Here is a 26,566-nt window from a genome sequence, read left to right as displayed (position 1 = left end):
TCTCGCTTAGGCAGCCTTGTCCTCACCAATCAGGAGCTTGGTGTCGGACAGATACATATGGGGAGGCACCTCGAGGTTGTCGGGTGCGGGCTTGTTCTTGAACACGCGGCCAGCCAGGTCGAAGGTCGAGCCGTGGCAAGGGCAGAGGAAGCCGCCGTTCCAGTCGTCCGGCAGCGAAGGCTGCGGGCCGGCCTGGAACTTGTCGGAGGGAGAGCAGCCCAGATGCGAGCAGATGCCCACGCCCACGAAGTACTCCGGCTTGATCGAGCGGTGCTCGTTCTTGGCGTACGCCGGGGTCGGGTAGGCGGTGCGCTTGGAGTCCGGATCAGCCAGCTGCGTGTCGTTCTTGGGCAGGGCGGCCAGCTGCTCGGGCGTGCGACGCACGATCCAGACGGGCTTGCCGCGCCATTCCACCGTCAGCTTCTCGCCCGGCTTCAGGCTGCTGATATCGACTTCCACGGCTGCACCGGCAGCCTTGGCGCGCTCGGACGGCGCGAAGGTACTGACAAAGGGCACGGCGGTCGCAACGCCTACGCCGGCACCGGCGCAACTCGTGGCGATGAGCCAGGTGCGCTTGCCTTGGTCCACTTGCTGGTCACTCATGAGGGTCCTCAAAGGAGACTTCTGATCGGGAGCAACCGCAGATTCTAGCGGACGCCCACCCCCACCCCGACTTGATGCAACTCGGGGATTACGCAAATCGTCTCGTCGAGGCATCAAATCCCGACCCCGAAGGACACCCGGGACAAAAATCCCCGTGTTTGGCCCGATTTGCGACTCCTGCAAACGTAGACAATAGCGCCCAGCACATTCGGGGCCCGCCCCCGCAGGAGTAGACGAAGATGGGAATGCTGAGCGAGTTCAGGGAGTTTGCCGTCAAGGGCAATGTGGTGGATCTCGCCGTGGGCGTGATCATCGGCGGTGCCTTCGGCAAGATCGTCGACTCGATGGTCAAGGACCTGATCATGCCGCTGGTCGGCAAGGTGGTCGGCGGCCTGGATTTCTCCAACTACTTCGTCGTGCTCGGCACCGTCCCGGCGGACTTCAAGGGCCCGCAGACCTACGAGGCCCTGACCAAGGCCGGCATCCCGCTCTTTGCCTACGGCAGCTTCCTGACCGTGCTGCTGAACTTCATCATCCTGGCCTTCATCATCTTCATGATGGTCAAGCAGATCAATCGCCTGAAGCGCAGCGAGCCGGCCCCCGCGCCGGCCGCCGATCCCGTGACGCCGGAGGACATCGTCCTGCTGCGCGAGATCCGCGACTCGCTCAAGCGCTGATCCGGATCCATCGCGTCGGCCGGGCCGGCGGCGTCGGAGGCATGGAGCGCGGCGGGTGCGAAGCCCGCAATTCCATGCAATCCGACGCGCGCTCTGCGCTTGGTCACAACATGAGACCTCAAATCCACGGATACTTGGCCCACGCAGCACGTCCCCACGAGGCGTGCGCCCCGTTTCCCTGTCCATGAACCAGCCCGAGTCACGACTCAACCCGCACCTCGAAGCCGCCTTCCAGCGCATCCGGGCCGCCGCCGAACAGGCGGCCGAGCGCGGTGCTGAAGGCCTGGGCCTGGCAGCGCTGTCGGCCGCCTTCGCCAAGCGCCGCGACGCCCTGCTGGCGGCGCAGTTCGTCTTCCGCGAGCACCTGGCGACGTTCCTCCAGGAGTTCAACGCCAGCCTGCGCCGCCAGATGGCGGGCGAGCAGCGCGACAAGGCGGCCGCTCCCGCGAAGAAGGCCTGGGACGAGCTCTCCCTGATGGACGACGAGCAGGTCGACGCCATGGTGGCGGCGGACCGCATCGGCATGGCCATCGGCCATCAGAGCGAATGGGAGCTGCGGGACGTCGAATCCTTCCTGGCCGGCCTGAGCTCCTCCGAGGGGGGCCTCGACCGCAACCCCCTGCGCCCCGAGCTGATCGCGCAGGCGTTGCTGGACGGCGTGTACGCCATGACGGACGACCAGGAGATCCGTCAGTCCCTCATCGACGAGCTCACCCGCGCCTTCACGACGGAGATGCGGAGCTGCTACACCGACATCGCCGCCCTCTTCCGCAGCCGCGGCCTGCGCCAGCAGGACCTGCGCGTGCGCTCGCTGAATCCCGCCGGCGGCATGGCCGGCATGGGAGGCATGAACAGCGGCCCGAGCAGCGTCGCGGGCGACCTCGGCGGCCCCATCGGCAACTCCCGCTTTGGCGGGCTCGGCCCGCAGGCCAGCGGCTTCGGCGGCGTCGGCGGCTATGGGCAGCCGGGCTATGGCATGCCGTCCGGCGGCGGCGTGCAGAGCACCTTCACCGGCGGCTACGGCCAGGCCTATGGCGGCTACGCCGGGGCCGGCGTCATGGGCAATGTCGATCCCCAGCTGATGGAGCTGCTGCGGCGGCTCTCGACGCTCCCGCTCCCGGCCGGTGGCATCGCCGGTGGGATGACGGGCCATGGCGGGTCCGGCTTCGGCAGCACCGTCTCCGGCGCCCTGCCCGGCGGCATCTCCATCAGCGGCGCCCTGGCAGGCATGCAGCAGGCCGGCGAATGGGGAGAGGACACCGCCCCCGGCGGCGTCTACCCGCTGCCGCCCAACCTCATCCACCTGCACCGCGACGCCCTGCGCCAGGCCGCCACCGGCTCCCTCGACCACATGGTCATCGACGTGGTGGGCAGCCTGTTCGACCACATCCTGTCGGACGCCAAGGTGCCGCCCCAGATGGCGCGCCTGCTGGCCCAGCTGCAGCTGCCCGTGCTGCGCGCCGCGCTGGGGGACAACACCTTCTTCTCGTCGCGCCGCCACCCGGTGCGCCGCTTCATCAACCGCCTGGCGTCGCTGGCCTGTGCCTACGATGACTTCGGCGACTCCCCCGGCAAGGAATTCCTCGAGCACGTGCGCTCGCTGGTCCATGACGTCAGCGGCGGCGACTTCGAGCGCATCGAGATCTACGAGCAGAAGCTCGACGATCTCGAGGCCTTCATCAGCGCCCAGACGGCCCAGACCCTGCAGGCCCACGGGAATGCCGCGGCGCTGGTTGAGCGCAAGGAGACCGATCTCCGCCTGCAGCAGCGCTATGCCAAGCAGCTCGCCCAGAACCTCGCCAAGGTGCCGATGCCGGACTTCCTGCGCGAGTTCCTGGCCCAGACCTGGAGCGGCGCCATCGTGCAGGCGACGCGCCACGAGGGGGGCAGCGAGGACCGCGAGAAGCGCTTCCGCCAGTTCGGCCGTGACCTCGTCCTGAGCGTGCAGCCCAAGGCCGCCGGGCCGCAGCGCCAGGCCTTCCTGAGCGCCCTGCCCCGCATGATGCAGACGCTCAACGAAGGCCTGGATCTGATTGCCTGGCCGGAGTCGATGCGCAAGCCCTTCATCGGCCAGCTGCTGCCGGTGCATGCCGAGTCGCTGAAGGGCCAGGGGCTCTCCGCACTGGACTACAACCTGCTGGTCAAGCAGCTCGAGGCCGTCTTTGGCATCGAGGCCCCCAAGGAGCAGGACCTCCCGCCGGTGCAGCCCGAGGAGTTCCGGGACACGGAGTCCGGCGACGTCGACATCGACCTCGCCCAGGGGCTCAATGCCAAGGAGGCCTCCAGCCTGGGTCTGATCCAGGACGCGGCCGTCGACTGGGCGGGTCATGTCGACATCGACATCACCGCCCAGGAAGCCCCGCTGCAGGCCGTGGACATCAGCATCGACGGCCTCCCCGCCGCCACCGACGAACCCGAGCCCAGCTCCGGCGTCCTGCTGATCGAGCATCTGCAGCTGGGTTTCGCCTACCAGATGAACACGGGCGAGCAGTGGCGCAAGGTCCGCCTGGCCCACATCAGCGCCGGCCGCAGCTTCTTCATCTTCACCCAGGGCCACAAGCACCAGCAGACGGTCACCATGACCGCGCGCATGCTGCGCAAGCTCTGCGAGACCGGCCGCCTGCGCGCCTTCGAGAACGCCTACCTGCTCGAGCGGGCCACCGCGCGCGCCCGCAAGCAGCTCGCCGCGCTCAACACGCAGCAGTGACCCGGCGGCCGGCCACCCGGGCCGGCCCCACGCCTCCCCCGCCGCGCCCGCAGGTGGCGCTCAGCCCCGGCTCAGCTGCCAGGCCATGCGCAGCGCCGCCCGCATGCTGGAGGCGTCCGCCCGGCGCTGGCCCACGATGTCGAAGGCGGTGCCATGGTCGGGGCTCGTGCGCACGAAAGGCAGGCCCAGCGTGACGTTCACGCCCTGCTCGACGCCGAGGTACTTCACGGGGATGAGGCCGTGGTCGTGCGTCATCGCCACCACGGCATCGAACTCGCCCGGGTGGGCGGGCGGCGCGTGACGGGCGCGCATGAAGACCGTGTCCGGGGCAAACGGGCCCTGGGCGTCGATGCCCTCGGCCCGGGCCGCCGCGATGGCCGGCGCGATCTCGCGAAGCTCCTCGTCCCCGAACAGGCCGCCCTCGCCCGCATGCGGATTGAGCCCGGCCACGGCGATGCGCGGCGACGCAATGCCGAAGCGCCGCAGCGAGGCCTGCGTGATGCGCACCGTCTCGAGCACGGCCTGGGCCGTCACCAGGTCCAGCGCCCGGCGCAGCGAGACGTGGATCGTCACCAGCACCGTCCTCAGCTCCTCGTTGGCCAGCATCATGCGCACCGGCGGCGGCGCAGCGCCCGGCGGCGTCGCCAGGGCCTGCAGCATCTCGGTGTGGCCCGGGAACGGCACGCCGGCGGCATGCAGGGCCTCCTTGTGGATCGGCGCGGTGACGAGGCCCGCGCCCTCGCCCGCCAGCACGCGCGCGACGGCCGCCTCGATGCAGCGGGCCGCTGCCGCGCCGGCCTTGGCGCTGATCCGCCCCGGCGGCTCGGCGGCGAGGTCCGCCGGCAGCCCGGGCGGCTGCCACACGGGCAGGCAGCGGGGCGGCACGGCGGCCGCCTCACCCGGCGCGTCCAGCACGGCGACCGGCAGGTCCAGGCCCGCCCATTGAACGGCACGGCGCCACACGGCCACGTCGCCCACCAGGCACAGCGGCGGCAGGCCCGGCGCGGCGTGTTCGGCCGCCCAGGCGGCCACGGCAATCTCGGGACCGATGCCACAGGCATCGCCCTGGGTGATCAGCAGGGGCAGCATCGGCATCACGCGGGGTTGTGGAGGTCCAGGAACTCGACCGCGACGCCCAGCTCCTCGGCCAGGCGACGGCCCACGGCCTGCACGCCGTAGCGCTCCGTGGCGTGGTGACCGGCCGCCACGAAGGCGACCCCGGTCTCCGCGGCGTAATGCGCCTGGGGCTCGGAGATCTCCCCCGTGACGAAGACATCGGCCCCGCTGGCGATGGCCGCCTCGAAGAAGCCCTGCGCTCCGCCCGTGCACCAGGCCACGCGCCGCAGTGGGCGGCCATCCCCCGGGACGGCCACCACCGGCCGGGCCAGCTGCCGCTCCAGCACCGCCTGCAGGCCGGCGAGCGTCTGCTGATCGGCAGGCAAGGGGCCGGCAAAGCCCAGGTCCTGGTCGCCGAAGCGGGCATCGGCCTCCCAGCCGAACTGGCGCCCGAGCTGCGCGTTGTTGCCCAGCTCGGCATGCGCGTCCAGCGGCAGGTGGTAGGCGATGAGGTTGATGTCGTGGGCCAGCAGGCGCTGCAGGCGGGTCTTCATCCAGCCCGTCAGGCGCTGCTCCTGGCCGCGCCAGAACAGGCCATGGTGAACCAGCAGGGTGTCCGCCCCGCGCTCGATGGCGGCGTCGATCAGCGCCAGGCTGGCGGTCACGCCACACAGCACCCGGCGGACCCCGGGTTGACCCTCAACCTGCAGGCCGTTGGGCCCATAATCCTTGAAGCGACCCGGCTCCAGCCAGCCGTCCAGCAGGCGCAGCAGCGCTTCGCGGGGCAAGGCCTGCCCCCCTTCATGACCGGTCGCCTGGGTACTGTCCTTCATGTCCACACCATCCTCGTCTTCGTCACCGGCTTCGGGAGCGCCCTCGCCCCTGCGCCGTTCGTGGCTGATTTTCTCCCAGGCCACGACCGTTGCGCTGGCCGGCTACTTCGTGGTGGCCACGCTCAAGCCGCAGTGGCTCCAGGGCAGCCTCCATCCGGCCCCGAGCCTGCAGCTGGGCGCGAGCCAGGGCAAGCGTCCCGGCTACGCCGACGCCGCCCGCCTCGCCGCACCCGCCGTGGTCAGCATCAGCGCCAGCAAGCCCGGGCAGCCCATGAGCGAGGAAGAGGAAGCCTGGCTGCGCTACCACGGCGGCAGCCCCGATGACGACGAGCGCGACGGCCCGCGCGGCACCGGCTCCGGCGTGATCGTGTCACCCGAAGGCTATGTGCTGACCAACAACCACGTGGTGGAGAACGCCACGGAGATCCTCATCCAGCTGAGCGACGGCCGCGAGACCACCGCCGAGCTGATCGGCACCGACCCCGACACCGACCTCGCCGTGCTGCGCATCCGCCTGCCCAACCTGCCGGTGATGCGCCTGGGCGAGGCCGACACCCTGCAGGTCGGCGATGCCGTGCTGGCCATCGGCAATCCCTTCAACGTGGGCCAGACGGTGACCTCGGGCATCGTGAGCGCCCTGGGGCGCAAGCAGCTGGGTCTCTCGACCTTCGAGAACTTCATCCAGACGGACGCAGCCATCAATCCCGGCAACTCGGGCGGCGCGCTGGTGGACACCCAGGGGCAGCTGCTGGGCATCAACACCGCCATCTACTCGCGCAGCGGCGGCAGCATGGGCATCGGCTTCGCCATTCCCGTGAGCCTCGCCCGTGAAGTCATGGAGGCCCTGATCAAGCAGGGGCAGGTCTCGCGCGGTTGGGTGGGGGTGCAGACCCGCGAACTGACGCCCGAAGTGCTCGAGGCTTTCCACCTGCCGCAGCTGCGCGGGGTGATGGTCAGCGGCGTGATTCTCAAGGGCCCGGCCGAGGCGGCGGGCATCAAGCCGGGAGACGTGGTGATCAACGTGGCCGGCAAGGCCGTGCAGAGCCCCGCCGAGCTGCTGACGGCCGTGGCCGCCCTGACGCCCGGCAGCCAGGCGAAGCTCGAGGTGCAGCGGGGGCCGGAGCGCAAGTCCTTCGTGCTGAAGATCGGCCTGCGGCCGCGACCCAAGGCCGAGGACAACCCGAACTGATCGCGCGCCGGGCCGGTGATGCCCCCCGCAGCCCGGCGGTCCCGCGTCAGGACGTGGCGTCCGATTCCTCGTCCGGCGCGCGGGTCGTGCGAATGAAGGTGCCGGCGGCCCAGATGCCGAGCTCGTACAGCACGCACATGGGAATGGCCAGGGCCAGCTGCGACACGATGTCCGGCGGCGTGATCACCGCCGCGATGATGAAGGCCAGCACGATGAAGTAGCCGCGGAATTCCTTCAGCTTCTCCACCGTCACCAGCCCCATGCGGGCCAGCACCACCACCACCACCGGCACCTCGAAGGCGGCCCCGAAGGCGATGAACATCGTCATCACGAAGCCCAGGTAGGCCTCGATGTCCGGCGCCGCCATGATGCTCTTGGGCGCGAAGCCCTGGATGAACTTGAAGACCTGGCCGAAGACGAAGAAGTAGCTGAAGGCCACCCCCACGAAGAACAGCACCGTGCTGGAGATCACCAGCGGCAGGACCAGGCGCTTCTCGTGCGAATACAGCCCCGGCGCCACAAAGGCCCAGACCTGGTAGAGCACCACGGGCAGCGCCACGAGGAAACCGGCCAGCAGCGTGATCTTCAGCGGCACCAGGAAGGGCGAGAGCACGTTGGTGGCGATCATCGACGAGCCCTTGGGCAGATGCGCCACCAGCGGCGCCGCCAGCAGGTCGTAGAGACCGGCCGGGCCCGGGTAGAGGCACAGCAGGCCGAAGGCCACGCCGACGGCCAGCATCGCGCGGATCAGGCGATCACGCAGCTCGATCAAATGCGACACGAAGGGCTGCTCGGTGCCGGCCAGTTCGTCTTCGGGGGAAGCACTCATGGGGGGAGGCGCTCTCGAAAGGCGCGGTCAGAGGCGCAATCAGTAGCGCGTGGGGGGGCGGAAGCGCGCCACGCGGGCCGCGCCGGACTGGACGTGGCGGCGCACGCCTTGCTGCTGCTTGTACCAGAGCGGCATGGCGCCGCGCTTGACGCGCCACTTCTTGCCGGGATGGCGGTAGCTCGGGGGCAGCGGCTCGTAGCTGCTGCCCTCGCCGCCGATGCTCTGCCAGGTCTGGTCAAAGGCCTGGGTGGCGGCATTGACTTCCTGCTGGACGCTCTGCTCGACGTCGCGCGCGGCGTCCTCGAACTGGCCCTTCATCTTCTTAAGCTCCTCGAGCTCCATCGACCGGTTGACCTCGGCCTTGACGTCCGCCACGTAGCGCCGGGCCTTGCCCATGAGGTGCCCGGCCGTGCGCGCCACCTTGGGCAGCCGCTCAGGACCGATCACGATGAGGGCGACGGCGCCGATCAGCGCCAGTTTGTCGAAGCCGAAATCAAGCATCCGTACTCAGCTCAGGACTTGGTCTTGGCGTCCACGTCGACCGTGTTCGGGTCTTGCGCCTTGTTGTGGCTCACCTGCTGGGCCGGTGCGTCAGCCGAACCGTCCTTCATGCCGTCCTTGAAGCCCTTCACCGCGGCGCCCAGATCGGAGCCCACGTTGCGCAGCTTCTTGGTGCCGAAAATCACCACCACCACCAGCAGAACGATCAGCCAGTGTCCAATGCTCAGTCCACCCATAGTGGTCTCCTCAAAAACGAATAGCGGATTCTAGGCGCCGTCCGTGACAGTCCTTTGCGACTGAACAGATGACCCTCATTCATCAGTATTTCAAGAGGGGGTCAACCCTTCAGCCACGGACGCGGCCCGCCCATGGCGTGCATATGGAGGTGGTACACCTCCTGCCCGCCGTCCGGGCCGGTGTTGACCACCGTCCGGAAGCCGTTGTTCACGCCCAGCTCCTTCATCAGCTTCGGCGCCAGCACGCTCATCTTGCCCAGGAGCGGCGCATGCTCGTCCGTCAGATCGGCCATGCTGGCGAGATGCAGCTTGGGAATGATCAGCACATGCACCGGTGCCCAGGGATGGATGTCATGGAAGGCCAGCAGGTCCGCATCCTCGTAGACCTTCTTCGAGGGAATCTGGCCGGCGATGATCTTGCAGAAGATGCAGTTCGGATCGTGGGACATGGGTACTCCAAATGCGACAGTGACAGGCAGGGTCGAGGCGGGACGCCGGCGTCAGCCCGGCATCGCGAGGTGATCATTCCAGTTCAGGAGGCCGCGCACCAGCCGCGTGACGACCCACAGCCAATCCAGGAACAGCACCGCCGCGGCCAGGAAGAAGCTGACGATCCCGAACACGCGGTAGTCGTGGTCGACGTAGGCGTTGGAGGCGCCGATGCTCCCACTGGCCATGCCGGCCACCAGCAGGGCGCCGCCGAACAGCAGCCAGAACAGCCCCCACCAGAAGGTGCGCAGCAGCCAGCGCAGGTGGCTGTCATACAACGTCCCGCGGCTCTCCGCCAGACGGGCATAGTTGAGGACGAGGGCCAGCAGCACCGGCAGGCCCGTCACCAGGCTCAGGCCGTAGAGCACGTAGACCACCAGCGTCAGGTTGCGCAGGCTTTGCTCCTGCTGCGGGCTGCGGGCGATTGGCCGGGGCCGGCGGCGGGCCGGCTGCGGCCCCTTCGTGTGGTCGATCATGGTGTCCTCCCAGACATTGGTGATGGCTTTCCTCTGGGCGGCGGGCTGTCCTGCGACTCGTGTGTCCGACTCGTTCCTGCAGCCCGCTCGCCCCTCCTGCGCCCCGTCAGCCCTTGGGCCGCGCGGCGAACTCCTCCAGGCCCGACAGCCCTTCCCGGCGCGCCAGCTCGTTCAGCACGTCCGCCGGCTTCAGTCCCAGGGCGCTGAGCGCGATCATGGAATGGAACCAGAGGTCGGCCACCTCGTAGGTCAGCTTGGCGGGGTCGCCGTCCTTGGCGGCCAGCACCACCTCGGTGGCTTCCTCGCCGACCTTCTTCAGGATGCTGTCCAGGCCCTTGTGAAAGAGCTTGGCCACGTAGCTGGCGGACGGGTCGCCACCCGCCTCGGGCTTGCGGGAATCGATGGTCTCGCCCAGGCGGGCCAGGATGTCATTGCCGTTCATGCCGTGGTCTCGCAGTCGATCACTTGCTGTAGATGTGGTCCGGGTCCTTGAGCACCGGCTCGACCGTCGTCCACTGCTGCCCGTCCAGGCGCTGGAAGAAGCAGCTGTGCCGGCCCGTGTGGCAGGCGATGCCGGGCTCGTGGCCGCGCTGCGTGATCTTCAGCAGGACGACGTCGTGGTCGCAGTCCAGGCGCATCTCGTGCACCTGCTGGCTGTGGCCGGACTCCTCGCCCTTGTGCCACAGCTTCTGGCGCGAGCGGCTCCAGTACACGGCCTCGCCGCGCTCGGCCGTCAGGCGCAGGGCCTCGCGGTTCATCCAGGCGAACATGAGCACATCGCCCGTGTCGCGCTCCTGGGCGATGACGGGCACCAGGCCCTGCTCGTCCCACTTGATCTGATCCAGCCAATCCATGCCGGCAGTGTACTCAGCCACGGTGCGTCGCCCCCTGGAAGCCGCGCTCGGCGGCGAACCAGTCCAGGACGGGGATGGTGCCCGGCAGCACCGGCCGCACCGTCACCGGCAGGCCCTGCCAGGCCATCTGCTGGGCCTCGCGCATCTCGAACTCGCCCTGCCAGTCGTAGACCTTGCAGAAGTGCAGGCGCACCCGGGCGTGCGGGTAGTCCATCACCTCGACCTTCCACGGATGCGCGGCGCCGATGGTGATGCCCAGCTCCTCCTGGAGCTCGCGTCGCAGGGCCTGTTCCACGCTCTCGCCGGCCTCCAGCTTGCCGCCCGGGTACTCCCAGTAGCCGGCATACACCTTGCCCTCGGGGCGCGAGGTGAGCAGGAAGTCGCCTTCGCGGCCGTCGGCATCGCGCTTCACCAGCACGCCCACGGCCACGTCCACCGGCACGCGGTCCGTCGTCATCGTCTCGTTCGTCATCGGGTTCAGACCTCGTCCAGGCCGTCGGGAATGGGTGCATCGCCCGGCGCGGCCTGCATGGCCGTGCCGGCGCCCCCGCGACCGGCCAGATCGCGGGCGAACTGGTAGGCCACGCGCCCGGAGCGCGAGCCCCGCTCCAGCGCCCAGATGAGCGCCGGCTGGCGGGCCGCGGCGATGGCCGCCTCGTCGAGGCCGAAATGGCGCAGCCACTGGCCCGCGATGGCGAGGTACTCCTGCTGGCTGAAGGGATAGAAGCTGATCCACAGCCCGAAGCGCTCGGACAGGCTCACCTTCTCCTCGATGGCCTCGCCCGGGTGCAGCTCGCCGTTCTCGTCCACCTTCGCGGCGAGGTTGTCCCGCATCTGCTCGGGCAGCAGGTGGCGGCGGTTGCTGGTGGCGTAGATCAGCACGTTGTCGCTCGCCGCGGCGATGGAGCCATCCAGCATCGACTTCAGTGCCTTGTAGCCGGCCTCGCCCTCCTCGAAGCTGAGGTCGTCGCAGAAGACGATGAATCGCTCGGGCCGCTCGGCCACCAGGTCCACGAGGTCGGGCAGATCGACGAGATCGGCCTTGTCCACCTCGATCAGGCGCAGGCCCTGGGGTGCGAACTCGTTCAGCACGGCCTTGATCAGCGAGCTCTTGCCCGTGCCGCGCGCGCCCGTCAGCAGCACATTGTTCGCCGGGCGGCCCTGCACGAACTGGCGGCTGTTCTGCAGCAGCCGCTCCTTCTGGGCGTCGACCTCCTTCAGCGCCTCGAGGCGGATCGTGGCCACGTGGCGCACCGGCTCGAGCACCGGCACGCCCCGGCGGCGGCGGTAGCGGAAGGCGCTGGAGGCAGCCCAGTCCGGCGCGCCCAGCGCGGGCGGCAGCAGGGACTCGGCACGGGCCAGGAGGCGTTCCGCGCGGCTCAGGAACTGGGCAAGGGCGTCGGTGGACATGGCGGTCTTCCCGGCGAACCGGGGCATGAGAGATGAAGGACGGCCGGCGCGGGCCGCGGACTCAGCGCGTCAGCAGCGCCAGGGCGACGTCCAGCTGCTCGGTGGGCATGCGCTTGAAGCCCGAGCGGGCATAGCGCTGCAGGCGGCCGATGATGAAGCTCACCAGCACCGAGGCCTGGGCGTTGGCCTGCACCGTCGGCGTGTCCGAGCCGTCGGCCTCGGCCGCCTGGCGCAGGACCTGCCGCAGCGTGGCCTCGACGCGGTCGAAGAAGAGGTTCATGCGCTGGATCAGCCGCTCGTTCTCGTAGACGAGGGCGTCCCCCACCATCACCCGGCTCATGCCCGGGTTGCGCTCGCCGAACTGCAGCAGCACCGAGACGATGCGCTGCGCCTGCACCAGGCCCCCGGCCTCGCGCTCGGTGATCTGGTTCAGCAGGGTGTAGATGCTGGACTCGATGAATTCGATGAGGCCCTCGAACATCTGGGCCTTGCTCGCGAAATGCCGGTACAGCGCGGCTTCGCTGACCTCCAGGCGGCCCGCTAGGGCGGCCGTGGTGACGCGCTCGGCGCCCGGCTGCTCCAGCATGCTGGCGAGAGTCTGCAGGATCTGCACGCGGCGCTCGCCGGGCTTGGGGCGCGTGCGGCGCTTGGTCTCGGGCGCTGCCGCGGCGGCGGGGCCGGCGGCAGGGTCTTCGGGGTCCAGATCGGGGGTGGCGGCGACGTGCATGGCGCTGTGGATTCTGGCACAGGCCCGCAGGTCCCCCGGCCGGTGCGAGACCGGAAGCGCGCGACGCTCAGTCGCGCAGCCAGCCCAGCCGGCGTGCCTCGTAGATGGCCTCGACCTTGGAGCGCACCTGCAGCTTGCGGTAGATGCGCTTGACATAGGTCATGACCGTATGCGGCGACACCTGCAGGAACTGTGCGATCTCATCAAAGGTGAAGCCCTTGGCCGCCAGGTGCAGCACGCGCGACTCCTGTTCGGAGAGCGCAATGACGTTCTCGTCCAGCGGCGCGGCGCCGGTCTCCGCAGGCAGGCCGTGCAGATGCTGGGTGCCGGCATTCAGGCGCAGCAGCAGGCGCCGTGCGATGACCGGGCTGATGGGGCTGCCACCGCTGCGCAGCGCGCGCAGCTGGTCGGGGAGGTCGAGGGCGAGGCTGTCCTTGAGCAGGTAGCCGGTGGCGCCGGCCTCGATGCTGGAGAGCACGTGCTGCTCGTCACCAAAGACCGAGATCACCATCACTTCGCAGTCGGGGTGCGCCTGTGCGGCGTGGCGGATGAGCTCGATGCCGCTGCCGCCCGGCAGGTCCAGGTCCACCAGCAGCACGTCGGGGCGCAGCTGATCGAACATTCGGCGCCCCTGTTGCAGGTCAGACGCCATGCCCAGAAGGCGGATGTCCCCAGCTTGGGACAAGGACTTCTCGAAGGCTTCCCGGAAACGAACCTGGTCTTCGACAATCAGAACGCTGAACAATGACATGAGCTTGTCGTTCTTCTGTACCCGGCTATGCGGGGCAGGTGCACCGCCGCCACTGCGAGCCGGATGCTACCGTCAAAAGCAGGCCGGCGGCATCGGGCGATCAGGGGGCTATGGAAAACCCCCTCCGGCGTTCTCCGTAATGTGGACAAGTGCAGGCCAGCGCAGGGCGCTCAGCCCGCTGATGCGCGCGTCCACATAGGCCGGGCAGCGACGCAGCGGCAGATGCGCTTCGGGGCCGTGCACAGAGGCCCGCAACCAGCGCTGGACCCACACCGTGCGCAGGCCCAGCGAGCGGGCCGCCTTCTGGTGCATCAGGCTGTCCTCCACGAGGATGCACTGTGCCGGGCGCAGGTCGAGCCGGGCCAGCAGATGGCGGAACATGCGGCGGTCCGGCTTGGGCCGCAGCACGCCGAAGACGCGCATCTGCTCCAGCGCGATCACGCCCTCGAAGTCCTGCGCCAGCCCCACCGCACGCAGCACGCGCCATGCATAGGCCTCGGGGCCGTTCGTCAGGAGAAACTTGCGTCCGGGCAGACGGCGCAGCGCCGCCAGGTCATGGGCATGGCCATGCAGATGCCGCTCCATGCCCGGCAGCGCATGCGTCTCGGCCAGGAAGTGGGCCGCGTCGACGCCGTGGTGGCGCACCAGGCCGGTGAGCGTCGCGCCGTAGCGGGCCCAGTAGAGGCGGCGCAGGCGGTTCGCCTCCGCGGTGTCGACGCCGAGGTGCTGCTCGATGTAGCGCGTCATGGCCACGTTGAGCGCGCCGAAGACGCGGTCCGAGGCGTTGTGCAGCGTGTTGTCGAGATCGAAGAACCACACCGGCCCCTCGCCCCGCTGGCGAGCCCGGCCGACATGGCGCAGCGGGGGGCGCCGCATCAACGACCCGCGCTCAGTGCGAGCGGATCATCGTGCCGTAGGCCTGGTCGGAGAGGATCTCCAGCAGCATGGCGTGCGGCACGCGGCCGTCGATGATGTGCACGGCGTTCACGCCGCTCTTGGCCGCATCGATGGCGCCGGCGATCTTGGGGATCATGCCGCCGCTGATGGTGCCGTCCGCCACCAGCTCGTCGATGCGGCGGGGCGTCAGCTCGGTCATCAGCTGGCCTTCCTTGTCCAGCACGCCGCGGATGTTGGTCAGCATCAGCAGCTTCTCGGCCTGCAGCACCGTGGCCAGCTTGGCGGCGACCACGTCGGCGTTGATGTTGTAGCTCTCGTTGTTCTCGCCGAAGCCGATGGGGCTCACGACGGGGATGAACTGGTCGTCCTGCAGCGCCTTCACCACGCTCGGGTCGATGGAGACGATGTCCCCGACCTGGCCGATGTCGTGTTCCTTGCTGGGGTCGTCCTTGTCCTGGACCTTCAGCTGCTTGGCGCGGATCATCCCGCCGTCCCGGCCCGTCAGGCCCACGGCCTTGCCGCCGGCGGCGTTGATCAGGCCCACGACGTCCTGCTGCACCTCGCCGGCCAGCACCCACTCGACCACGTCCATGGTCTCCTTGTCGGTGACGCGCATGCCCTGGATGAACTGGCCCTTCTTGCCGAGCTTGGTCAGCAGCTCCTCGATCTGCGGGCCGCCGCCGTGCACCACCACGGGGTTCATGCCGACCAGCTTGAGCAGGACCACGTCCTCGGCGAAGTCCTGCTGCAGCACCGGATCGGTCATGGCGTTGCCGCCGTACTTGATCACGATGGTCTTGCCGTGGAACTTGCGGATGTAGGGCAGCGCCTGGGAGAGGATCTCGGCCTTCTCGCGCGGGGCGATGTGGGACACGTCGGTGTGCAGGGCGGAGTCGTTCTTCATGGGGCTGCTCGGCAGGAAGGCGCGGGAAAAAACGGAAATCGGGCGAGCCCGCGCGGAACTCGCGGCGATTGTAGGACCGTGCCCGCCGCCTCCGCGCGGAGCCGGTCTTCACAAAAGGAGAACGCTTCGCATTGCATTCGGGCCCGGCCGGGAACGGCGAGAATGCCGTCCATCATGCAAGTCTCCAGCTACCTCAAGCTCTCCGTCGCGGTGGCGGCCGTCACCATCGCCCTGAAGACCGGGGCGTGGTACTGGACCGGCTCCGTCTCCCTGCTCTCGGACGCCCTGGAGTCCCTCGTCAACCTCGCCGGCGCCATGTTCGCCCTGGCCATGGTGACCGTGGCGCAGCGCCCGCCCGACGACGACCACCCCTTCGGCCACCACAAGGCCGAGTACTTCTCCAGCGGCTTCGAGGGCGTGCTGATCTTCGCGGCCGCGGCCGGCATCATCTGGGCCGCCGTGCACCGCCTGCTGAGTCCGCAGCCGGTGGAGCAGCTGGGCCTGGGCATGGTGCTCTCGCTCGTGAGCTCGGCGCTCAACGGTGGACTGGCCTTCGCGATGATGAAGAAGGCCCGCGAACACCGCTCCAAGGCGCTCGAGGCCGATGCCCGCCACCTCTTCACCGATGTCTGGACCTCCATCGGCGTCGTCGCCGGCCTGATCGGCGTGATGGCCACGGGCTGGCTCTGGCTGGACCCGGTGATCGCCGTGCTCGTGGCGCTGAACATCCTGCGCGAGGGCGCGCTGCTGGTGATGGAGTCCGCCGCCGGCTTGATGGACGAGGCGCTGGACAGCGAGAGCCAGGCGGCCATCCACGCCGTGCTGGAGCGCTGCAGCCATCAGCAGGTCCGCTTCGACCACATCGCCACGCGCGTCTCGGGCCAGCGCCGCTACGTGGACATGCACATGCACATGCCCTCGGGCTGGTCCCTCGGCCAGGCCGCGGCCGAGCGCGGGGCCGTCGAGCGTGCGTTGATGGAGGCCGTGCCCGGCCTGCGCGCCAGCATCCAGCTGCTGCCGATGGACGTCGAGGCGCACTTCAACGACCCCAAGGACACGGAGGGCATCGGCCCATGATCGCGATCCTGCAGCGCGTGCGCGAGGCCCGCGTCGAGGTGGCCGGCCGCACCATCGGCCAGATCGGCGCCGGCTTCCTGATGCTGGTCTGCGCCGAACCCGGCGACACCGAGGCCGTGGCCGAGAAGCTCGTCCAGAAGGTGCTCAAGCTGCGCGTCTTCAGCGACGACGCCGGCAAGATGAACCGCAGCGTGCAGGACGTGGGCGGCGGCCTGCTGATCGTCTCGCAGTTCACGCTCGCGGCGGACACCAGCGGCGGCAACCGCCCGAGCTTCACCGGGGCGGCCCCCGCCGAGCTCGGCCGGCGCCTGTACGAGCACTGCCTGAGCGTCGCCCGCAGCCAGCACCCGCTGGTGCAGTGCGGCGAGTTCGGCGCCGACATGCAGGTGCACCTGGTCAACGACGGCCCGGTGACCATTCCCCTGCGCATGACCTGACCCCCGAGGAGATCCCATGCTTTCCTACGCCACCCTGGGCAGCAACGACCGCCAGGCCGCCCGCCGCTTCTACGACGCCACCCTCGCGCCGCTGGGCCTCAAGAGCACCTATGCCGACGACGAGTTCTGCGGCTACGGCCCCGATGCGCCGGACGCCAAGGCCTTCCTGTGGATCTGCAAGCCCTATGACGACGCCCCCGCCACGGTCGGCAACGGCAGCATGCTGGCCCTGGCCGCCGCCACGCGCGCCCAGGTGGACGCCGTGCACGCCGCCGCCCTGGCCGCCGGGGGGCGCTGCGAGGGCCGCCCCGGGCTGCGCGACTACGGCCCGAACTTCTACGCCGCCTACTTCCGCGACCTCGACGGCAACAAGCTCGCCGTGGTCTGCACCGCGGCCGAGGCCTGAGCCAGGAGATGCGCCCCATGAGCACCGCGCCTCGCATCATCCCCATCACCGGCACCGAGGGCCAGACCCCGCAGTGGGACCAGCCGCGCGAAGACCGCCGCGTCGAGGGCGCCCCGATGCGCCAGACCTGGCTGATGCATGAGGCCGGCCCCATGAGCGCGGGCATCTGGGCCTGCGAGGTCGGCCGCTGGCGGATCGAGTTCCCGGCCGGCAAGCAGGAGTACTTCCATGTGCTCGAGGGTCGGATCCGCCTGCATGGCCCGGACGGCCAACGCACCGAGGTCGGGCCAGGCGAAGGCGCGGTCATCCCGCCGGGATTCCGGGGCGAGTTCGAGGTGCTGGTGCCCGTGCGCAAGCACTTCGTGCTGGTGGACCTGCCCGGCTGAGCCGCCGGGCCGGGCGGCGTCAGGTCCGGCTCAGAGCCGCGTCCACCCCGCCACCCGGGCGTTGAAGAAGCCGCACTGCTCGTAGGCGCGGCGCAGGATGCCCTGCTGGCGCAGCGCCGCCAGGCCCGCATTGAGCTGCGTCCGCAGCCGGGGGCCCTGCTCGTGCGTGGCGGAGATGAGCACATGTCGCGTGCCGCGCAGGCGGATCTTCAGCCCGGGCACCGGCACCAGACGCACGCCCTCGACGGTCATCGACAGATCCGGCGTCGGCTGGAACGGCGCCAGGATCACATCGGCCCGGTCCTGCTGCACCATGCGCGGCATCAGGTTCCAGCTGGCCACATGCTGGAGCCGCGAGAAGCCCAGCTGCTCCAGCGTCTGCCAGTCCACGCGCCAGCTGCGGTTGCTCAGCACGCGCAGCTGCTGCAGGTCCTGCAGGCTGCGGGCCGCCAGGGCGCGGGCGTTGCCGGGCGCCGTGTAGAAGCCGGCCTCGAATTCGCCCTCGTCGAGCAGCGGGTCGCTGAACAGCAGGCCCTCCGGCTGCGGAAAGTCTTCGCGCCAGTAGCTCGTGGCGCTGCAGGCCGCATGGCCCGAGCGCAGTTCCGCCTGCAGCCGCTGGCTGGTGGGCATGGGCGAGAGGCTCAGGCGCAGCGCGCCGTCCTGCCGGGCCAGGGCCTGCTGGATCAGCAGCACCTCGATGACGTCACGCCGGGCATGCGGCCCGCTGTAGTCGGTGACGGCCCGCGGATCACGACCGGCCAGGAAGCGCTGGTAGTCCAGCAGCACGTCGTCGGGGATCAGGGCCGGCAGCAGACGGGTCGCCTCGCCCGCCTGGGCGTCGCGCCCGCACAGCGCGGCTGCGACGACCGCCAGGCCGAGGCCTTGGCGCAGAAACCCGCGGCGCGGCTGGCACGCCGGGGCATGGGCCGAGGCAACACGGGAACAGGACATCAGGAACGGCCCCGGCGAGGGGCAGGAAGAGGGAGTCGGGACGGCCGGCCCGCATGGGCAGGCCTCCGGCATCAAGAATACTGCAGCCGCGTCACCGTTCCAGGCGGAAGGCGCCGCCCGCCCGGCCTGTCAGTCCGCGTACTGGCCAGCCGCCTTGATCACCGTGCCCCACTTGGCGATCTCATCCGACACGAACTTCTTGTGCTCGGCCGGGTTGTTGCGGGCATCGGAGACGATCACGGCGCCCAGCGCCTCCTGGCGCTTGTGCAGGTCCGGATCCTGCAGGGCCTTCTTCAGGCCGGCATTGAGCTTGTCCAGCACCGGCTTCGGCGTGCCCCGGGGGGCGTAGAGCCCGTGCCAGATGGCGACGTTGAAGCCCTTGAGCCCGAGCTCGTCCAGCGTCGGCAGCTTGGCCAGCGCCGGGCTCGTCAGGCGCTTGGTCGAGGTCACGGCATAGGCCTTGATCTTGCCGCCCTCGATCTGCGAGGTCGTGTTGGTGGTCTGGTCGCACATGATGTCGACCTGCCCGCCGATGAGGTCCGTCATGGCCGGGCCGGTGCCCTTGTACGGGACCGTGGTCATGTCGATCTTGATGGTGCTCTGGAACAGCAGGCCGCACAGGTGCGAGGCCGAGCCCAGGCCGGCATTGGCCAGGTTGACCTTTTCCTTGTTGGTGGCGATCCACTTGGCCAGGTCACCGTAGCTGGCGGCCGTCATGGACGGGCGCGCCACCAGCGTCATGGGCACCTCGTTGATGAGGCCCAGGTACTCGAAGTCGTCCAGCGTCTTGTACTGCAGGTTGCGGTACAGCGCGGGCGAGGTGGCCATGCCGATGTGGTGCAGCAGCACGGTGTAGCCGTCCGGCGCGGCCTTGGCCACCTTGGTCGCCCCCAGCGTGCCGCCGGCACCGCCGACGTTCTCGATCACCAGCGTGGCATTGAGCGTCTTGCGCAGGGACTCCGCCAGGTCCCGGGCCACCTTGTCGGTCGGGCCGCCGGCCGAGAAGGGCACGACGATGGTGATGGGCTTCTCGGGGTACTCGGCCCGGGCGGCCAGCGGCAGCGCCATCAGGCTGGCGAGGGTGATCAGGCCGAGGGCGGTCGGGCGTGTGCGCATGGCTGTCTCCATTGGTGTGGCTTGTATCAGCGCGATGCTAGTGGAGCTGATCCGGAGCTGCACTTCGGAAACTACCGATGTGGCGTCGGAGTGCGCACAAGTGAACGTCAGGCGCCCGCAAGTCAGGTCGCGTCAGTCGAACCGGCGCCGGTCCTCGATCACCCGGCCGTCGTTGGGCAGGCTGCCGGGCGGCACGAACTGCACCTCGCCACGCAGCTTGGTCACATCGCGCAGCGCGGCCACGAGCGGCTCGGACAGGCCGTCCGGCGCACCGGCCAGCTCGACGTGCAGGCACATGCGGTCCTGCGCCAGCTCGCCCTCCACCACGAGGCGGCCGCGGCCCAGCGCGGGGAAGCGCTTGAGCACCTCCCCCACCTGCCCCGCGTGCACGAACATGCCGCGCACCTTGGCGCTCTGGTCGGCGCGGCCCATCCAGCCCCGGATGCGGGCATTGGTGCGGCCCGTGGGGCAGACGCCGGGCATCAGCGCCGAGAGGTCGCCCGTGCCGAAGCGGATCAGCGGATAGTCCGGATTCAGCGTGGTGACCACCACCTCGCCGACCTCGCCTTCCGCCACGGGATCCCCGGTGCCCGGGCGCACGATCTCGACGATCACGCCCTCGTCCAGCACCAGGCCCTCGCGCGCCGGCGTCTCGTAGGCGATGAGCCCGAGATCGGCCGTGGCGTAGCACTGGTAGCCGGCGATGCCGCGCTCCAGCAGCCAGTCGCGCAGCGCGGAGGGGAAGGCCTCGCCGCTCACCAGCGCCCGGCGCAGGCTCAGCGTCTGGCCCGCCTCCGCAGCCTTCTCCACGAGGATCTTGAGGAAGCTGGGCGTGCCGATGTAGCCGGACGGCCGCAGCTCGGCCATCGCCTGCAGCTGCAGTTCCGTGTTGCCCACGCCGCCCGGAAATACGGTGCAGCCCAGGGCGTGGGCGCCGCCTTCCATCATCGAACCGGCGGGGGTGAGGTGGTAGCTGAAGCTGTTGTGCAGCAGCTCGCCCGCGCGCAGGCCGGCCGCGTGCAGGGCCCGGGCCGCACGCCAGTAGTCGGGGCGAGCGCCTTCAGGTTCGTAGATCGTGCCGGGGGACTGGAACACGCGCCGCGCCGCGCCCCAGCCGATGGCCGAGAAGCCTCCGAAGGCATCGCCCCCCGCGGCCCGCTCCGCCTGCTGCCGGGCCAGCAGCTCGGACTTGCGTGTGACCGGCAGCTGCGCCAGCGCGGCGCGCGACGTGATGGCGGCGGCATCCACCTCCGCCAGCAGCGCCGCGAAGGCCGTGGTGCGCTGCTGTGCCAGCGCGATCTGCCGCGGCAGCGCCGCCATCAGCGCGGCCTCGCGCACCTCGGGGTCGCGGGCTTCGAGACTGTCGTAGAACTCACTCATCGGCATCACTCCAGCCGGACAGGTTTTTCTTCACCAGTGCCAGGAAGTCGCGCTGCTGCGCGCCGTCCTTGACCGTCTTCTCGATCCATTCCGGCGTGCGCGCCGGCCGCTTCACGATCGCGACCTTCAGCACCTCGCCGTCCACCGCCACCCGGGCGATGGACGTGCCGCGCCGCTCGAAGCGCCCTTCCCGCTCCACCAGTCCCAGCTCGCGCAGGTCCCGCCGCAGCTTCAGCAGCGCCTCCTCCGGCTTGAAGGCCGGCAGGGCAAAACTCCAGTTCTCTTCACTCATGGCAAGTCACCTGCTCTGTACAAAGAGCGCTCGGCGCAGCCGGCGCTCGCCCCGCACGAACACCGCCGATCCGGCTCCGCCGGGCGGCCGGTGTTGCCCCCTTGAGGGGGCCGGCGAAGCCGGTAGGGGGTGGGTCAAGCCAACCACCGCTTGCGCCGCTTGTAGCTCTTGACGTCCTTGAAGCTCTTGCGGTCCCCGCCGCCCATGCCCAGGTAGAACTCCTTGACGTCCTCGTTCTCGCGCAGGTCCTTCGCCTCGCCGTCCATCACCACCCGCCCGTTCTCGAGGATGTAGCCGTAGTCGGCATAGCGCAGGGCCATGTTGGTGTTCTGCTCGGCCAGCAGGAAGGTCGTGCCCTCCTTGGCGTTGAGGTCCTTCACGATCTCGAAGACCTCCTCGACGATCTGCGGCGCGAGACCCATGGACGGCTCGTCCAGCAGCACCATCTTCGGATTGGCCATCAGCGCGCGGCCGATGGCGCACATCTGCTGCTCGCCGCCGGAGGTGTAGGCCGCCTGGCTCGTGCGCCGGGTCTTGAGGCGCGGGAAGTAGTTGTAGACCTTGTCCAGCGTCTGCTGCACCGCGGCCTTGCCGTCGCGGCGCGTGTAGGCGCCGGTCATCAGGTTCTCCTCGATGCTCAGGTGGGCGAAGCAGTGCCGCCCCTCCATCACCTGCACCACGCCGCGGTTGACCATGTCGGCGGTGGAGAGCTTCTCGATGCGTTCCCCGCGCAGCTCGATCGAGCCCTTGGTCACCTCGCCCCGCTCGCCTTCGAGCAGGTTCGAGACGGCCCGCAGCGTGGTCGTCTTGCCCGCGCCATTGCCGCCCAGCAGGGCCACGATGCCGCCCTCCTTCACCTGCAGCGACACGCCCTTGAGCACGAGGATCACATGGTTGTAGATCACCTCGATGCCGTTGACGTTCAGAAGCACATTGCTCATAGCTGGCCTTTCCATTCGGCACGAATCACTCGAGACAGCACCGCCCGCGATGCTGTGTCCAGTCCCCCGCAACCCGGGGCAGGAAGTGCCCCTCCCCGCGGGGGAGGGGTCAGGGGTGGGGTCACTGTGCCCCGCCCTCCTGGAGGGCGGGGATGGGGTGGGAGCCCACGGAGCCCCCCGGCGAGGACGCCGGAAGGCGGCCAGTCCGATCAGGACTGGCAGTCTTCGGGCGTTCTCCGCTGCATCTTCTTCTCGGCCGCGTACTTGTCCGCCGTGCTCTTCACCAGCGGCTTGATGATCTGCTCATCCGCCTGGTACCAGTCGCCGACGAAGTTCCACTTCTTGCCGTCCCAGGTGTGCACGCGGGCCCAGTTCGCGCCCATGTGGTCCATGCAGGACGTGGACACCGGGCGCATCACGCCGGCGAGGCCGAGGCCGTCGAGCTTTTTCTGGTCCAGCGCCAGGTTCTCCAGGCCCCAGCGGACCTGGTCGCCCGTCATGACCTTGCCCTTGCCGAAGCGCTCCTGCGCACGGCGCACGCCCTCGACGCCCATGGCGGCGGACAGCAGGCCGCGCATGTACAGCACCTGGCCCACCTCCTCCTTCGGACCCGTGCCCTGGCCCTTGGCGTGCAGCTCCTTGAGGATGTCCTGCGCGACCTTGGACTGCGGCTCGGCGCCGTGCTGCATGGTCACGGCGCTGTAGCCCTTGGCCCCATCGCCCACGTCCTTCACGTCCGGCTCGGCGCCGGCCCACCACACGCCGTACATCTTCTCGCGCGGGTAGCCCGTGGCCTGGGCTTCCTTCAGTGCGGTGGAGTTCATCACCCCCCAGCCCCACAGGAAGACGAAGTCCGGACGGCTCTGGCGCACCTGCAGCCAGGTGGCCTTCTGCTCCACGCCCGGCGCCGTCACCGGCAACAGCTGCAGCTCGAAGCCGTGCAGCTTGGCGCGCTCCTGCAGCAGCGGGATCGGCTCCTTGCCATAGGGGCTGTCGTGGTAGACCAGGGCGATCTTCTTGCCCTTGATCTTGTCCCAGCCGCCTTCCTTCTTGACCACGTGCTGCAGCAGCACGTCGGCCGCGACCCAGTAGGTGCCCAGCAGGGGGAAGTTCCATTTGAAGACGCCGCCGTCCTGGCTCTCGCTGCGGCCGTAGCCGGCGGTGATCAGGGGGATCTTGTCCACGGGCGCCTTCTCGGTCAGCGCGAAGGTGGCGCCGGTCGAGAGCGGCTGGAACAGCGTCGCGCCCTTGCCCTTGAGACGCTCATAGCACTCCACCGAACGGTCGGTGGCATAGCCCGTCTCGCACTCCTCGAAGGTGATCTTCACGCCGTTGATGCCGCCCTTGGCGTTGATGAGCTTGAGGTAGTCCACATAGCCGTTGGCCCAGGGCGTGCCGTTGGGGGCGTAGGCGCCGGTGCGATACACCAGCACGGGGAAGAACTGCTCCTTGGCGTCCGCGGCAGCCACCGAGGTGGACAGCCCGGCCAGACATGCCGACACGACGGTGGCGGCGATTGCAAGCGACTTCAGTTTCAACATGGTGCCTGTCTCCTTGGCGTTTGCACTCGTGGTGCTGTTTTGAAGCGGTGTGATCAATGGGGGAAGGGCCAGAGGCGCAGCTTCTCTTTCGCGGTCGCCCAGAGCCGTGCGATGCCGTGCGGCTCGACGATCAGGAAGAAGACGATCAGCGCGCCGAAGATCATGAACTCCAGGTGCGCCGCCGTCTCGGTGCCCAGCGGAATGCCCAGCCAGTGCGGGATCTGGTTGAGCAGGATGGGCAGCACGATGATGAAGGCCGCGCCGAAGAAGGCGCCCGAGATCGAACCCAGGCCGCCGATGATGACCATGAACAGCAGCTGGAAGCTGCGGTCGATGGAGAAGGCGGCCGGCTCCCAGGAGCCCAGGTGCACGAAGCCCCACAGCGCGCCGGCCACGCCGACGATGAAGCTGGACACCGCGAAGGCGCTGAGCTTGGCGTAGACGGGGCGGATGCCGATCACGCTGGCGGCCACGTCCATGTCGCGCATGGCCATCCATTCGCGGCCCACGGCGGAGCGCACGAGATTCTTGGTCAGCAGCGCGAAGAGCACGAGGATGCTCAGGCAGAACAGGTACTTCTGCACCGGCGACTCGATCGGCAGGCCAAAGACCTGCAGGTCCGAGACCGAGACATTGCCGGAGGTGGAGTCATGCGTGAACCACTTGATCCGCAGGAAGGCCCAGTCGCAGAAGAACTGCGCCGCCAGCGTCGCCACCGCGAGATAGAGCCCGCGGATGCGCAGCGAGGGGATGCCGAAGAACACGCCCACCACCGTGGCGCAGAAGCCGCCGCCCAGCAGCGAGAGGATCAGGGGCAGGCCCTCGAGGCGCACATGGAAGTTGTAGGCCGCATAGGCGCCCACGGCCATGAAGGCGCCGGTGCCCAGCGAGATCTGGCCGCAGTAGCCCACCAGCACGTTGAGCCCGAGCGCGGCGAGGCCGAGGATCAGGAAGGGAATGAGGATGGCCCGAAACAGGTATTCCGAGGCCAGCAGCGGCACGCCGACGAAGGCCAGGGCCAGCAGCAGCAGGATGAAGATGGCATCCTGGCGGATGGGGAAGATCTGGCTGTCGGCGCTGTAGCTCGTCTTGAACTGGCCGTTCTCGCGGTAGAGCATGGGGGTCTCCTGCTTTCTTGTTCTTGTCGCTCAGACGCGGTCGATGATCTTCTCGCCGAAGAGGCCCTGCGGCCGCACCAGCAGGAAGACGAGGGCCAGCACATAGGCGAACCAGATCTCGATGCCGCCGCCCAGCAGCGGTCCGAGGTAGACCTCCGAGACCTTCTCGCCCACGCCGATCAGCAGGCCGCCGATGATGGCGCCCGGCACCGAGGTCAGGCCCCCGAGGATCACCACCGGCAGCGCCTTCAGCGCCACGAGCGAGAGCGAGAACTGCACGCCCAGCTTGGAGCCCCAGATGATGCCGGCCACCAGCGCGACGAAGCCCGCCACACTCCACACGATGATCCAGATGCGCGACAGCGGGATGCCGATGGACTGCGCCGCCTGGTGGTCATCCGCCACCGCACGCAGCGCGCGGCCGGTGGCCGTCTTCTGGAAGAAGAGCGCCAGCAGCGCCACGAGGCCCGCCGCGATCAGCGCGGCCACCAGGTCCTCCTTGTTGACCAGCACGCCGCCCTCGAAGGTCTGCTCGAAGAGGAACAGCGGATCCTTGGGCAGCCCGATGTCGATCTTGTAGATGTCCGAGCCGAACAGCGTCTGCCCGAGGCCCTCGAGGAAGTAGGTGATGCCCAGCGTGGCCATCAAGAGCGTGATGCCCTCCTGGTTCACCAGCTTGCCCAGCACAAAGCGCTCGATGGCCCAGGCCACCGCCACCATCACCGCGCAGGCCGCGGCGAAGGCCAGCACATTGGCCAGCACGGGGTTGTCGAAGCCCAGCCACTTCGGGATCCACTCCGAGAAGCGCGCCATGGCCAGGGCCGCGAACAGCACCATGGCACCTTGCGCGAAGTTGAAGACCCCCGAGGCCTTGAAGATCAGCACGAAGCCCAGGGCGATCAGGGAGTACAGCATGCCTGTCATCAGGCCGCCGAACACGGTTTCAATGAGGAATCCCATCGCTTCAGTCCTTCAGTGCGAGGTGCCCAGATAGGCGCGAATGACGTCTTCGTTGGCGCGGACTTCATCGGGGATGCCGTCCCCGATCTTCTTGCCGTAGTCCAGCACCACCACGCGGTCGGAGATGTCCATCACCACGCCCATGTCGTGCTCGATCAGCACGATGGTCGTGCCGAACTCGTCGTTCACGTCCAGGATGAAGCGGCACATGTCCTGCTTCTCCTCGACGTTCATGCCGGCCATGGGCTCGTCCAGCAGCAGCACCTGCGGCTCCATCGCCAGGGCGCGACCCAGGTCCACGCGCTTCTGCAGGCCGTAGGGCAGGCGTCCGACGGGTGTCTTGCGGAAGGGCTGGATCTCGAGGAAGTCGATGATGCGCTCGACCTTCTCGCGCTGCGCCACCTCCTCCGCCTCCGCCTTGCTGAAGCCGAAGGGGTTGCGGAAGGCCTGCTGGAAGAGGTTGCTCTTCATGTGCAGGGTGCGGCCGGCCATGATGTTGTCCAGCACGCTCATGCCCTTGAAGAGCGCGAGGTTCTGGAAGGTGCGGGCGACGCCCATCTCCGCCACCTGGCGCGAGTTCATGTGCCGGAAGGTCTGCCCCTTGAAGCTGATCTGCCCCTGCGTCGGGTGGTAGACCCCGTTGATGCAGTTGAGCATGGAGCTCTTGCCTGCGCCGTTGGGGCCGATGATGGAACGGATCTCGTGCTCGCGGACGTTGAAGCTGATGTCGGTCAGGGCCTTCACCCCGCCGAAGGCCAGGGAGATGTTCTTCACCTCCAGGATCACGTCGCCGATCTTCTTGCTGCTGCTCGTGCTCATGCG

31 protein-coding genes and 2 pseudogenes are annotated in these 26,566 nt (G+C 69.0%); 7 read left to right on the top strand and 26 right to left on the bottom strand.

Going from position 1 to position 26,566, the window contains the following annotated elements; all coding sequences use genetic code 11:
* Window positions 1-6 precede the first annotated feature (6 nt).
* Window positions 7-603, bottom strand: coding sequence for a ubiquinol-cytochrome c reductase iron-sulfur subunit (petA, locus tag QRD43_RS08350; RefSeq protein ID WP_285982026.1), 597 nt, complete (start codon window positions 601-603; stop codon window positions 7-9).
* 239 nt (window positions 604-842) lie between these two features.
* On the opposite strand from petA, the gene mscL reads away from it, so the two are divergent.
* A complete protein-coding gene (gene mscL / locus QRD43_RS08345) occupies window positions 843-1,280 on the top strand; it encodes a large conductance mechanosensitive channel protein MscL (protein WP_285982025.1) in 438 nt (145 codons plus the stop codon).
* 184 nt (window positions 1,281-1,464) lie between these two features.
* Window positions 1,465-3,987, top strand: coding sequence for a DUF1631 family protein (locus QRD43_RS08340; RefSeq protein WP_285982024.1), 2,523 nt, complete (start codon window positions 1,465-1,467; stop codon window positions 3,985-3,987).
* A 60-nt stretch (window positions 3,988-4,047) separates the two neighbouring features.
* Here QRD43_RS08340 and pdxA read toward each other — a convergent pair whose 3' ends face one another.
* Window positions 4,048-5,082, bottom strand: a complete 1,035-nt coding sequence (pdxA, locus tag QRD43_RS08335) for a 4-hydroxythreonine-4-phosphate dehydrogenase PdxA (protein WP_434063841.1) — start codon at window positions 5,080-5,082, stop codon at window positions 4,048-4,050.
* On the bottom strand, window positions 5,082-5,876 hold the full coding sequence (locus QRD43_RS08330) for a Nif3-like dinuclear metal center hexameric protein (protein ID WP_285982023.1): 795 nt from the start codon (window positions 5,874-5,876) through the stop codon (window positions 5,082-5,084). Before QRD43_RS08330 ends, pdxA begins: the two co-directional genes overlap by 1 nt.
* A gap of 49 nt (window positions 5,877-5,925) precedes the next feature.
* On the opposite strand from QRD43_RS08330, the gene QRD43_RS08325 reads away from it, so the two are divergent.
* Window positions 5,926-7,065 carry a S1C family serine protease gene (locus QRD43_RS08325; protein ID WP_285982502.1) on the top strand — a complete coding sequence of 380 codons (1,140 nt, stop codon included), beginning with the start codon at window positions 5,926-5,928 and terminating at the stop codon, window positions 7,063-7,065.
* Window positions 7,066-7,111: 46 nt separating this feature from the next.
* Here QRD43_RS08325 and tatC read toward each other — a convergent pair whose 3' ends face one another.
* The 14 genes and pseudogenes from tatC to argB all read right to left on the bottom strand — a co-directional run bounded on the left by tatC (window position 7,112) and on the right by argB (window position 15,139).
* Window positions 7,112-7,894 carry a twin-arginine translocase subunit TatC gene (gene tatC, locus QRD43_RS08320; protein WP_285982022.1) on the bottom strand — a complete coding sequence of 261 codons (783 nt, stop codon included), beginning with the start codon at window positions 7,892-7,894 and terminating at the stop codon, window positions 7,112-7,114.
* A gap of 39 nt (window positions 7,895-7,933) precedes the next feature.
* Window positions 7,934-8,077, bottom strand: a pseudogene (tatB, locus tag QRD43_RS22740) (Sec-independent protein translocase protein TatB); the annotation flags it as partial.
* A gap of 89 nt (window positions 8,078-8,166) precedes the next feature.
* A pseudogene (gene tatB, locus QRD43_RS22735) lies at window positions 8,167-8,395 on the bottom strand (Sec-independent protein translocase protein TatB); the annotation flags it as partial.
* A gap of 11 nt (window positions 8,396-8,406) precedes the next feature.
* Complete coding sequence (gene tatA / locus QRD43_RS08310; protein WP_285982020.1) at window positions 8,407-8,631, bottom strand: Sec-independent protein translocase subunit TatA; 225 nt, start codon at window positions 8,629-8,631, stop codon at window positions 8,407-8,409.
* A gap of 101 nt (window positions 8,632-8,732) precedes the next feature.
* Complete coding sequence (locus QRD43_RS08305) at window positions 8,733-9,080, bottom strand: histidine triad nucleotide-binding protein (RefSeq protein WP_285982019.1); 348 nt, start codon at window positions 9,078-9,080, stop codon at window positions 8,733-8,735.
* 51 nt (window positions 9,081-9,131) lie between these two features.
* Complete coding sequence (locus QRD43_RS08300) at window positions 9,132-9,596, bottom strand: DUF4870 family protein (protein ID WP_285982018.1); 465 nt, start codon at window positions 9,594-9,596, stop codon at window positions 9,132-9,134.
* A gap of 106 nt (window positions 9,597-9,702) precedes the next feature.
* Complete coding sequence (locus QRD43_RS08295) at window positions 9,703-10,038, bottom strand: phosphoribosyl-ATP diphosphatase (RefSeq protein ID WP_285982017.1); 336 nt, start codon at window positions 10,036-10,038, stop codon at window positions 9,703-9,705.
* Between the two features lie 19 nt (window positions 10,039-10,057).
* Window positions 10,058-10,450 carry a phosphoribosyl-AMP cyclohydrolase gene (gene hisI / locus QRD43_RS08290; protein ID WP_285982016.1) on the bottom strand — a complete coding sequence of 131 codons (393 nt, stop codon included), beginning with the start codon at window positions 10,448-10,450 and terminating at the stop codon, window positions 10,058-10,060.
* A gap of 13 nt (window positions 10,451-10,463) precedes the next feature.
* Window positions 10,464-10,922: an NUDIX domain-containing protein gene (locus QRD43_RS08285; protein ID WP_285982015.1), complete on the bottom strand. Its 459-nt coding sequence runs from the start codon at window positions 10,920-10,922 to the stop codon at window positions 10,464-10,466.
* Between the two features lie 5 nt (window positions 10,923-10,927).
* Window positions 10,928-11,860, bottom strand: a complete 933-nt coding sequence (locus QRD43_RS08280) for an ATP-binding protein (protein ID WP_285982014.1) — start codon at window positions 11,858-11,860, stop codon at window positions 10,928-10,930.
* A 61-nt stretch (window positions 11,861-11,921) separates the two neighbouring features.
* On the bottom strand, window positions 11,922-12,587 hold the full coding sequence (slmA, locus tag QRD43_RS08275; protein WP_285982013.1) for a nucleoid occlusion factor SlmA: 666 nt from the start codon (window positions 12,585-12,587) through the stop codon (window positions 11,922-11,924).
* A 67-nt stretch (window positions 12,588-12,654) separates the two neighbouring features.
* On the bottom strand, window positions 12,655-13,338 hold the full coding sequence (locus tag QRD43_RS08270) for a response regulator (protein WP_285982012.1): 684 nt from the start codon (window positions 13,336-13,338) through the stop codon (window positions 12,655-12,657).
* A 108-nt stretch (window positions 13,339-13,446) separates the two neighbouring features.
* Window positions 13,447-14,214, bottom strand: a complete 768-nt coding sequence (locus QRD43_RS08265) for a pyrimidine 5'-nucleotidase (protein WP_285982011.1) — start codon at window positions 14,212-14,214, stop codon at window positions 13,447-13,449.
* A 13-nt stretch (window positions 14,215-14,227) separates the two neighbouring features.
* On the bottom strand, window positions 14,228-15,139 hold the full coding sequence (gene argB / locus QRD43_RS08260; protein ID WP_285982010.1) for an acetylglutamate kinase: 912 nt from the start codon (window positions 15,137-15,139) through the stop codon (window positions 14,228-14,230).
* A 174-nt stretch (window positions 15,140-15,313) separates the two neighbouring features.
* Here argB and QRD43_RS08255 point away from each other — a divergent pair, with 174 nt between their 5' ends.
* The 4 genes from QRD43_RS08255 to QRD43_RS08240 are packed head-to-tail and all read left to right on the top strand — an operon-like array spanning window position 15,314 to window position 17,445.
* A complete protein-coding gene (locus tag QRD43_RS08255; RefSeq protein ID WP_285982009.1) occupies window positions 15,314-16,216 on the top strand; it encodes a cation diffusion facilitator family transporter in 903 nt (300 codons plus the stop codon).
* Window positions 16,213-16,653 carry a D-aminoacyl-tRNA deacylase gene (dtd, locus tag QRD43_RS08250; protein WP_285982008.1) on the top strand — a complete coding sequence of 147 codons (441 nt, stop codon included), beginning with the start codon at window positions 16,213-16,215 and terminating at the stop codon, window positions 16,651-16,653. The genes QRD43_RS08255 and dtd overlap by 4 nt, the downstream gene beginning before the upstream one ends.
* Before the next feature lie 16 nt (window positions 16,654-16,669).
* A complete protein-coding gene (locus QRD43_RS08245; protein WP_285982007.1) occupies window positions 16,670-17,059 on the top strand; it encodes a VOC family protein in 390 nt (129 codons plus the stop codon).
* Window positions 17,060-17,076: 17 nt separating this feature from the next.
* The gene (locus tag QRD43_RS08240) at window positions 17,077-17,445 is read left to right on the top strand and encodes a cupin domain-containing protein (RefSeq protein ID WP_285982006.1); all 369 of its coding nucleotides are present in this window, start codon (window positions 17,077-17,079) and stop codon (window positions 17,443-17,445) included.
* 30 nt (window positions 17,446-17,475) lie between these two features.
* On the opposite strand, the gene QRD43_RS08235 is transcribed toward QRD43_RS08240, so the two are convergent.
* The 9 genes from QRD43_RS08235 to QRD43_RS08195 all read right to left on the bottom strand — a co-directional run bounded on the left by QRD43_RS08235 (window position 17,476) and on the right by QRD43_RS08195 (window position 26,563).
* Entirely contained in the window at window positions 17,476-18,396 is a 921-nt protein-coding gene (locus QRD43_RS08235) for a hypothetical protein (RefSeq protein WP_285982005.1), read from the bottom strand.
* Window positions 18,397-18,525: 129 nt separating this feature from the next.
* Complete coding sequence (locus QRD43_RS08230; protein ID WP_285982501.1) at window positions 18,526-19,464, bottom strand: tripartite tricarboxylate transporter substrate-binding protein; 939 nt, start codon at window positions 19,462-19,464, stop codon at window positions 18,526-18,528.
* Between the two features lie 180 nt (window positions 19,465-19,644).
* Window positions 19,645-20,892, bottom strand: a complete 1,248-nt coding sequence (locus QRD43_RS08225; protein WP_285982004.1) for a phenylacetate--CoA ligase family protein — start codon at window positions 20,890-20,892, stop codon at window positions 19,645-19,647.
* Window positions 20,885-21,184, bottom strand: coding sequence for a hypothetical protein (locus QRD43_RS08220; RefSeq protein WP_285982003.1), 300 nt, complete (start codon window positions 21,182-21,184; stop codon window positions 20,885-20,887). The genes QRD43_RS08225 and QRD43_RS08220 overlap by 8 nt, the downstream gene beginning before the upstream one ends.
* A gap of 134 nt (window positions 21,185-21,318) precedes the next feature.
* Window positions 21,319-22,125: an ABC transporter ATP-binding protein gene (locus tag QRD43_RS08215; RefSeq protein WP_285982002.1), complete on the bottom strand. Its 807-nt coding sequence runs from the start codon at window positions 22,123-22,125 to the stop codon at window positions 21,319-21,321.
* 209 nt (window positions 22,126-22,334) lie between these two features.
* Window positions 22,335-23,663: an ABC transporter substrate-binding protein gene (locus QRD43_RS08210; RefSeq protein WP_285982500.1), complete on the bottom strand. Its 1,329-nt coding sequence runs from the start codon at window positions 23,661-23,663 to the stop codon at window positions 22,335-22,337.
* 56 nt (window positions 23,664-23,719) lie between these two features.
* Window positions 23,720-24,784 (bottom strand): branched-chain amino acid ABC transporter permease, encoded by a 1,065-nt coding sequence (locus tag QRD43_RS08205; protein WP_285982001.1) that lies wholly within the window; start codon window positions 24,782-24,784, stop codon window positions 23,720-23,722.
* A 30-nt stretch (window positions 24,785-24,814) separates the two neighbouring features.
* Window positions 24,815-25,744 carry a branched-chain amino acid ABC transporter permease gene (locus QRD43_RS08200; RefSeq protein ID WP_285982000.1) on the bottom strand — a complete coding sequence of 310 codons (930 nt, stop codon included), beginning with the start codon at window positions 25,742-25,744 and terminating at the stop codon, window positions 24,815-24,817.
* A 12-nt stretch (window positions 25,745-25,756) separates the two neighbouring features.
* Entirely contained in the window at window positions 25,757-26,563 is an 807-nt protein-coding gene (locus tag QRD43_RS08195; protein ID WP_285981999.1) for an ABC transporter ATP-binding protein, read from the bottom strand.
* Window positions 26,564-26,566 lie beyond the last annotated feature (3 nt).

Source organism: Roseateles subflavus, assembly GCF_030285365.1.
Taxonomy (GTDB): domain Bacteria; phylum Pseudomonadota; class Gammaproteobacteria; order Burkholderiales; family Burkholderiaceae_C; genus Roseateles_B; species Roseateles_B subflavus.
Note: the sequence above shows the minus strand (reverse complement) of the source record. Positions and strands in the feature narration are given on the sequence as shown.